The following is a 2,562-nucleotide window of genomic DNA, read 5'->3' on the forward strand; positions in this document are numbered from 1 at the left end:
CAGCAGCTGGCCGAGTCCGGCCAGCGCGCCGTCGCGGTCGCGGGCGGCCACGCTGTGTCCGAACCGGTGGCTGAGCAGATGCGGCAGCAGCCGGTCGGCCTCCGCCCGGTCGGTCAGGCCGTGGTAGCGCTCGCGCAGGGTCGCGGTCGAGCAGCGGGCGTGCAGCTCCAGCGCGGCGGCGAGGTCGCCGGGCCCCACCGGGTCCACCGACCGGACGATGGTGCGCTGAAGTGAGGAGTCAGCCATGGGACCACTGTCCCTCCCCGGTGTTGCCCGGCCACGAACGTCCTGTGACCGCGGGGTTAAGGATGCTTCGGTGGTAATTGCGGCCTTCGCTCGGCCGGGCCCCCATGCCATGCTCCGAGCGTAACCCGGTGCGGGCGCGTTTCCCGCGTCCCGGGATGGGATGCTGGCCGGCGTGGACGAGGACGCGCTGGAGATCTTCGAGGAGCACCGCGGTCTGCTGTTCGGCGTGGCCTACCGCATGCTGGGCGCCGTGGCCGACGCCGAGGACATCGTGCAGGAGACCTGGCTGCGCTGGTCGGGCGCCCGGGGCGAGGAGGTGCGGCACCCGCGGGCCTATCTGGTCCGGATCACCACCCGGCTGGCGGTGGAGAGGCTGCACCGGCTGCGCGAGGCGCGCGAGACCTATCCGGGCAACTGGCTGCCGGAGCCGCTGCCCACGGCGTACGCCACGGTCCCGGCCGGGGCGCCCGGTGCCGCCGAGGCGGGGGACGCGGCGGGGCCCGCGCTGCGCGCGGAGTCGGTGTCGCTCGCGGTGCTGGTGGTGCTGGAGTCGCTCAGTCCGCTGGAGCGCGCGGTGTTCGTGCTGCGGGAGGCGTTCGGGTTCCCGTACCGGGAGATCGCCGAGGTGCTGGGGCGCGGCGAGGCGGCGGTACGGCAGCTGGCGGGGCGGGCGCGGCATCATGTCGCGGAGCGGCGGCCCCGGTTCGCGGTGGATCCGGTGCAGCGGCGGGATCTGACGGAACGTTTCCTCGCGGCGGCCACCCAGGGCGATCTGGACGGGCTGCTGGCGCTGCTGGCCACCGGTGTGCAGGTGGTCGGGGACGGTGGCGGCCGGGGCAAGGCGCCGCTGCGGGTCATCGCGGACGCGCGCAAGGCCGGCCGGTTCTTCACCGGGATCGCCGGGCATCCGCCGGCGGAGTTCGCGATCCGGCCGGTGGAGCTGAACGGCGGTCCGGCGCTGCTGATCACCAGCGGGGGAGTACCGCACTCGGTGTTCCAACTGGAGGTCGCGGACGGTCTGGTGCAGCGCGTCTATCTCCAGGCGAACCCGGACAAGCTGCGGCATCTGGCCGGGGTGGCCGGGGTGGCCGGGGACTGAACCACCGGCTCCGGCCACCGTCCCGGCGGGCGGTCACAGGCCGCCGGAGACCCGCAGGACCGCGCCGGTGGTGTAGGAGGCCTCGTCCGACAGCAGCCAGGCGACGGCGCCCGCCACCTCCTCGGGCTCCCCGGGGCGGCCCATCGGGACCCGGTCGGCCTTGCGCCAGGGGCGCTGGGGGTCGCCCATGGCGGCGTGCATACCGGTGACGATCATGCCGGGCTGCACGGAGTTGACCCGTACCCCGTCCGGGGCCAGTTCCTTGGCCAGGCCCACCGCCAGGGTGTCCACGGCGGCCTTGGTCGCCGCGTAGTGCACGTACTCGCCGGGGCTGCCGAGGGTGGCGGCGCCCGAGGAGATGGTGACGACGGCGCCGCCCGCGCCCCCGTGGCGGGTGGACATGTCGCGGGCCGCGCGCCGGGCGCACCACAGGGTGCCCAGCACATTGACCTCCACGACCCGGCGCATCACCTCGGGGTCGGTCTCGGTGAAGCGGCCGAGCGGACCGGTGATCCCGGCGTTGCACACCACCCCGGTGACCGGGCCGAAGGCCGCGGCGGCGGAGTCGAAGAGCCGGTCGACCTGCGCGGGATCGGCGGTGTCGAGACGGACGGTGTGGGCGCGGGCGCCGGCCTCCTCCACCCGGGCCGCGGTGGACTCGGCCGCCTCGGTGTCGTGTGCGTAGCCGATGACGACGTGGTGCCCGGCCCGGGCGAGGCGGACGGCGACGGCGGCGCCGATGCCCCGGCCGCCTCCGGTGACGACGGTGACGTGCTGTTTCATACCCCGACTGTAACGAGGTACCTCGGTACCGCGCTTGACCTATTGGTCTTGACCAAGTCGGCGCTCCGGCCTAGGGTCCGGGCATATACGCAACAACCTTTCATAATCGCGCGGTTCGGGGAGGCGACAGTGGACACCAGGGACTGGCGGCAGGAGCCGGAGCCCAAGTACTGGCACCTGCGCACCCTGCTCACCGAGGCGCTGGACACCGAGTTCTCGGTGGGCGAGGTGCTGCCCAACGAACGTGCGCTGGCCGCCCGTTACGGCGTGGCCCGGGCCACCCTGCGCCAGGCCCTGGAACAACTGGAGCTGGAGGGCCGTCTCCAGCGCCGCCGCGGCGTGGGCACCACCGTGGCCCCGCCCCCCGACGGGGTTGGTGAAAGCCCCACCCCGCAACCGAGGCCCCGCCGGCCCCCCGCCCCCTCGACCGTCCC

The 2,562-nt window shown here is 74.4% G+C and carries 3 protein-coding genes and 1 pseudogene; 2 read left to right on the top strand and 2 right to left on the bottom strand.

What is annotated here, in order from left to right; all coding sequences use genetic code 11:
* Positions 1 to 246 (bottom strand): annotated as a pseudogene (locus tag ACFV5N_RS26870) (GNAT family N-acetyltransferase); the annotation flags it as partial.
* 160 nt (positions 247 to 406) lie between these two features.
* Here ACFV5N_RS26870 and sigJ point away from each other — a divergent pair.
* Positions 407 to 1,345 (top strand): RNA polymerase sigma factor SigJ, encoded by a 939-nt coding sequence (sigJ, locus tag ACFV5N_RS26875; RefSeq protein ID WP_385604855.1) that lies wholly within the window; start codon positions 407 to 409, stop codon positions 1,343 to 1,345.
* Between the two features lie 33 nt (positions 1,346 to 1,378).
* On the opposite strand, the gene ACFV5N_RS26880 is transcribed toward sigJ, so the two are convergent.
* The gene (locus tag ACFV5N_RS26880; RefSeq protein ID WP_385604858.1) at positions 1,379 to 2,128 is read right to left on the bottom strand and encodes an SDR family oxidoreductase; all 750 of its coding nucleotides are present in this window, start codon (positions 2,126 to 2,128) and stop codon (positions 1,379 to 1,381) included.
* 129 nt (positions 2,129 to 2,257) lie between these two features.
* Here ACFV5N_RS26880 and ACFV5N_RS26885 point away from each other — a divergent pair.
* A partial coding sequence (locus ACFV5N_RS26885) for a GntR family transcriptional regulator (RefSeq protein WP_385604861.1) occupies positions 2,258 to 2,562 on the top strand: 305 nt, incomplete at its 3' end.

It is taken from the genome of Streptomyces sp. NPDC059853, assembly GCF_042731495.1.
Classification (GTDB): domain Bacteria; phylum Actinomycetota; class Actinomycetes; order Streptomycetales; family Streptomycetaceae; genus Streptomyces.